Annotated in this window: 5 protein-coding genes; 4 read left to right on the top strand and 1 reads right to left on the bottom strand. The window is 74.8% G+C overall.

Annotated elements, in window-relative coordinates:
- Window positions 1-23: 23 nt before the first annotated feature.
- The 3 genes from CNO22_RS25560 to CNO22_RS25570 all read left to right on the top strand — a co-directional run bounded on the left by CNO22_RS25560 (window position 24) and on the right by CNO22_RS25570 (window position 3,132).
- Window positions 24-1,679: an AMP-binding protein gene (locus CNO22_RS25560; RefSeq protein WP_100502069.1), complete on the top strand. Its 1,656-nt coding sequence runs from the start codon at window positions 24-26 to the stop codon at window positions 1,677-1,679.
- A gap of 407 nt (window positions 1,680-2,086) precedes the next feature.
- Window positions 2,087-2,533: an HXXEE domain-containing protein gene (locus CNO22_RS25565; protein WP_198588605.1), complete on the top strand. Its 447-nt coding sequence runs from the start codon at window positions 2,087-2,089 to the stop codon at window positions 2,531-2,533.
- A gap of 98 nt (window positions 2,534-2,631) precedes the next feature.
- On the top strand, window positions 2,632-3,132 hold the full coding sequence (locus CNO22_RS25570; RefSeq protein WP_157937126.1) for a DUF2505 domain-containing protein: 501 nt from the start codon (window positions 2,632-2,634) through the stop codon (window positions 3,130-3,132).
- A 10-nt stretch (window positions 3,133-3,142) separates the two neighbouring features.
- On the opposite strand, the gene CNO22_RS25575 is transcribed toward CNO22_RS25570, so the two are convergent.
- Window positions 3,143-3,721 (bottom strand): universal stress protein, encoded by a 579-nt coding sequence (locus CNO22_RS25575; RefSeq protein ID WP_100502072.1) that lies wholly within the window; start codon window positions 3,719-3,721, stop codon window positions 3,143-3,145.
- 172 nt (window positions 3,722-3,893) lie between these two features.
- Between CNO22_RS25575 and CNO22_RS25580 the strand changes: the two genes are divergently transcribed.
- Window positions 3,894-4,739 carry a serine/threonine-protein kinase gene (locus CNO22_RS25580; protein WP_232807350.1) on the top strand — a complete coding sequence of 282 codons (846 nt, stop codon included), beginning with the start codon at window positions 3,894-3,896 and terminating at the stop codon, window positions 4,737-4,739.
- Window positions 4,740-4,839 lie beyond the last annotated feature (100 nt).

Here is a 4,839-nt window from a genome sequence, read left to right on the forward strand (position 1 = left end):
CGTCGTCATCAAGTAGGGCTGCCGTGAGCGACTACGACGAAAGGCCCTGGCTGGCCCTCTACGGCGACCAGCCCGCCGACTACGAGATCGAGTTCGACGACGCCCTGAGCATGTTCCGCGCGGGGCTGGAGCGGGACCCCACGGGGGACGCGCTGTGGTACTTCGACGGCGTGGTCGGCCGCCGCGAGCTCGACGAGCTCAGCGACGCCCTGGCCAGCGGCCTGCTCGCCCGCGGCTTCGCCCCCGGCGACCGGCTGGCCGTCTACCTGCAGAACGTCCCGCAGTTCGTCATCGCGATGGTGGCGGCCTGGAAGGCCGGCGGGATCATGGTCTCGATCAACCCCATGAGCCGGCAGCGGGAGCTCTCCTACCTGCTCAAGGACTCCGGGGCCACGGTGCTGGTCTCCCTGGAGTCGCTGTACGACAAGGTCGCCCGCGAGGTCGTCCCTGACACCGACGTGCGGCTGGTGCTCACCACCAGCGGGCTGGAGTTCCAGACGCGCACCGACGAGCGGCTCTTCGCCGGGCTGGGCCGTCAGCGGCACGAGGGGACGACGGACCTCGGCGAGTTCCTGGCCGAGCACCGCGGGCAGACCCCGCCGCCGGTGGAGCTGGGCCCGGACGACGTCGCGTTCCTGACCTACACCTCGGGGACGACGGGGGTGCCCAAGGGGGCCATGAACACCCACCGCAACGTCGTCTTCACCGCGCAGGTCTACCGCGACTGGGTGCGCGCCGGGCGGGACGGCGGCGCCATCTTCGGCATCGCCCCGCTGTTCCACATCACCGGCCTGATCGGGCACATCGCGGTCAGCATGCTGGCCCCGGCGCCGCTGGTGCTGGCCTACCGGTTCGAGCCGCAGGTCGTCCTGGACGCCTTCCTCGAGCACCGGCCGACGTTCACCATCGGTGCGATCACCGCGTTCAGCGCCCTGCTCAACGCACCGGGGGTCACCCGGGACCACTTCGCGTCGTTCACGTCGATCTACTCCGGCGGCGCCCCCATCTCGCCGGCCGCCGAGCGCAGGTTCCTCGAGGCCACCGGCAAGCAGGTGCACAACGCCTACGGCCTGACCGAGACGACCTCGCCGATGACGGTCACGCCGTTCGGCTCGCCGTCCCCCGTCGACCCCGAGTCCGGCGCGCTGTCGGTCGGCGTCCCGGCGCCCAACACGGTGGTGCGCATCCAGGACGACGACGGCAAGGACCTCCCGCTCGGCGAGGTGGGCGAGATCGTCGCGGACGGGCCGCAGGTGGTCGCCGGCTACTGGGGCAAGCCCGAGGAGACCGCCGCCAACCTGCCCGGCGGCGCGCTGAAGAGCGGCGACGTCGGCTTCATGACCCCCGAGGGCTGGGTCTTCATCGTCGACCGCAAGAAGGACATGATCAACGCGTCCGGCTACAAGGTGTGGCCGCGCGAGGTCGAGGACGTCCTCGCCGAGCACCCGGCGGTCCGCGAGTCGGCGGTCGTGGGCGTCCCCGACGAGAAGCGCGGGGAGACGGTGCGGGCGTTCGTCAGCCTGGTGCCCGGCGCGAGCGTGACGCCCGAGGAGCTCATCGCCCACTGCAAGGAGCGCATGGCGGCCTACAAGTACCCGCGCAGCGTCGTCCTCGTCGACGAGCTGCCCAAGACGGTCACCGGCAAGATCCTCCGTCGCGAGCTGCGGGGAGGGTCCTGACCACCTGACCCGACCGCGTGGGGGGAACGCGTGAGCACGCCGGCCAGGCACGCCGTCTGGCGGCGCGTGCTCGCTGGTCATCACCATGCTGCTCCACGTGGGCGCGCGAGCGGCGACCTCCCGGCCGCAGGAGTAGACGGCCCGCGACCGGCGAGGGACGGCGACGTGGCGGACCCCGCCGCCCAGGATGGGTGCGTGCCCGTCACCACCGCCCGGCGCGTCCCGCGCAGCGTCACGTGGGGCCTGCTCGCCGCGTGGGTCGTGCACGACGCGGAAGAGCTGGTCACCATGCCCGGCTGGGCGGACCGCGCCCGGCCACGACTGGAGCGGACCCTGCCCCGGCGCCGGCGCCGGCCTGGGAGCGGCTGTCGGTCTCGCGTCCGCACGCGACCGTCGCGATCGGCCTGGTGGGCGCGTGGATCGCCGCGGCCTCGGCCCGGGGTGCGCGCACGGACGGCGCCGACCCGCTGTTCCAGGCCACGCTGGCCGGCTTCGGGTGGCAGGCGGTCCCACACGTCGCCTCGGCGGTGGTCACCCGCGGGTACACCCCCGGCGCGCTCACGGCCCCGACGGTCGTCGCACCGTTCGCCCTCTGGGCCCGCTCGAGGCTGCGCCGGGCCGGCGTCCCGGTCACACCGGCACCCCCGGCGGCGGCGCTGCTCGGACCCCTGCTCGTCGTCGGGGCGCACGTCGCGGCGTCCGGTCTGCTCGGGCTCGCGGACCGGTGGCGGCGGGGACGCACGGCAGGGATCCACCTCGTCCCCGCAGCGATCGTCGTCCCGGCCGTGGCCCGGCACCTGCCCACCGGACGCCGCGGCTCCCCGCGGCCGTCGCGCGCTCCCGCGGCCCGCTGAGCACGCCGCGGGAGCGCGCCGGTGGGGAGCTCTCCGGCACACCGGGCCGGTGTCCCCGCTCGACGGGCGCGGCGGCCGGGGCCGTCGCAGGATGGCGCGTGCCCATCGACCACACCGCCACGTTCCCGGCCGGCCCGGACGACGTCCTCGCCGTCCTCACCGACGAGGCCTTCCTCCGCGACTATGCGCAGGCCCTCGGCGCGCGGCTGGAGTCGGTGGAGAGCAGCCCGGACGACGACGGCCCGCGCACCACGCTGCGGCTCGTCGTCCCCACGCTGGGCGTCCCGTCGGTGTTCACCCGCTTCGTCGGCCGCGAGGTCGGCGTCGCCGACCGGCGCAGCTGGACGGCCGACGGCGACGGCGGGCACCGCGCCGTCCTGCAGGTCGAGTCACGCATCCTCGGCCGGACGGCGGCCGTGCGTGGCGAGCGCCGGCTGCGGCCGACCGCCGAGGGCACCCGCTCGACGGTCACCGGCGAGGCGGAGGTCGACGCGCCAGTGGTCGGGCGGCAGGCCGAGGCGGCCGTCCGCGAGCTGGCCATGGTCGTGCTGCGGCGCGAGGACGACGTGCTGCGTCGCTGGCTGGGCTCCCCCGACTGACCGGGGCCGGTCAGGGCCCGGTGAAGTCGGCCGCCGCGCTCCGGAAGCGCCGGCGCCGGGCACGCACCCGCTCGCCGCCGGTGCGGCGGCGCAGGTGCAGCCGCTCGTGGTGCGACTCGGGCGAGTGGACGACGGTGACCGGGCACGACGCGTGCAGGACGCACTGCATGCTCGTCGATCCGAGCAGCATGCTGGAGAAGCCGCCGTGACCCCGGCTGCCGACGACGAGCAGGTCCGCCCCCCCCGACTCCCGGATCAGGGCGTCCGCCGCCGAGCCCAGGACGGCCGTCACGTGGATCACCGGGTGCGGCTCCGGGACCTCGCGGAGCACCTCGGCGATGAACGTCTCGGCCCGCTCCACCGCGGCGGCCTCGGCCTCGTCGTACCGGAAGCCCCCGACCGCGTCGAAGTCCATCCACGCCTCGGGTGGCGTGTGGGAGATGACCGCCTCGACGGGCGCGTCCCGGCGGACGGCGTCCTCGATGGCGAACCGCAACGCGGCCCGTGCTCCGGCCGACCCGTCCACGCCCACCACCACCCGTGGCCCGCGCGCCTGGGGTTCGTCGACCCGTCCGGCCTGCTCGGTCATGACGGCCTCCTCAGCACCGCCCGCCGTGGGGCCCGGTGCTCCCACGGGCGACCCGATCATGGTCCCGATGGCCCGCCCTCGACAAGGACCTCCGTCCCCGCCGCGCCGTGTGGACCGGTCCGCGAGCGCGCTCGGGGGCGCGACGACGCCCGCCCCGGCGTACCGTCCGCCCATGACCGCGGATCCCGCGTCCGCCCAACGTCTCCTGGCCGGGCGCTACGCACTGCGCGAGGTCCTGGGCCGGGGCGGCATGGGCGTCGTCTGGCTGGCCACCGACCTGCGGCTGGAGCGGCCGGTGGCCGTCAAGGAGGTCACCTTCGCGCTGCACCTGTCCGACGACGAACGCCGCAGGCTGCGCGAGCGCACGCTGCGCGAGGCCCGCACCGCCGCCCGGCTGGACCACCCCTCGGTCACCGCCGTCTACGACGTGGTCGAGGAGGACGGGCGGCCGTGGCTGGTGATGGAGCACGTCGAGTCGTGCAGCCTCCAGCAGGTCGTCGACGGTGAGGGCCCGCTGCCGTGGCCGGTGGTGGCCCGCATCGGGCTGGACGTGCTGGCGGGGCTGACCGCCGCGCACGAGGCCGGCGTGGTGCACCGCGACGTCAAGCCGGCCAACGTGCTGGTCGCCCCCGACGGGCGGGCCTGCCTCACCGACTTCGGCATCGCGACCGCCACCGGCGACCCGGCGATCACCACCACCGGCGCGATCATCGGCTCGCCGTCCTACATGGCTCCCGAGCGGGCCCACGGCGAGCGGCCGGGACCGGCCGCGGACCTGTGGTCCCTCGGCGCGACGCTCTGGACCGCGGTGGAGGGCCACGCGGCGTTCGCGCGCGGGGAACCCATGGCCACGCTCATGGCCGTCGTCACCGAGGAGCTCCCGCCGCCCACCCTGGCCGGCCCGCTCGAGCCGGTGCTGCGCGGCCTGCTCGCCAAGGACCCCGCCACCCGGATGACGGCCGAGCAGGCGCGCCGGGAGCTGCACGCGGTCCTCGACCTGTCCCTTATACACCACTGACACCTTCGCCGACTCCTCACGTGTCGTCCTGCGGTCTACTCGCTAAACTGACGAATGCCAAACGAGCATTCTAGGTACAAGTCCTATCTGACGTCAGTCA

It is taken from the genome of Geodermatophilus chilensis (genome assembly GCF_002802985.1).
Taxonomy (GTDB): Bacteria; Actinomycetota; Actinomycetes; order Mycobacteriales; family Geodermatophilaceae; genus Geodermatophilus; species Geodermatophilus chilensis.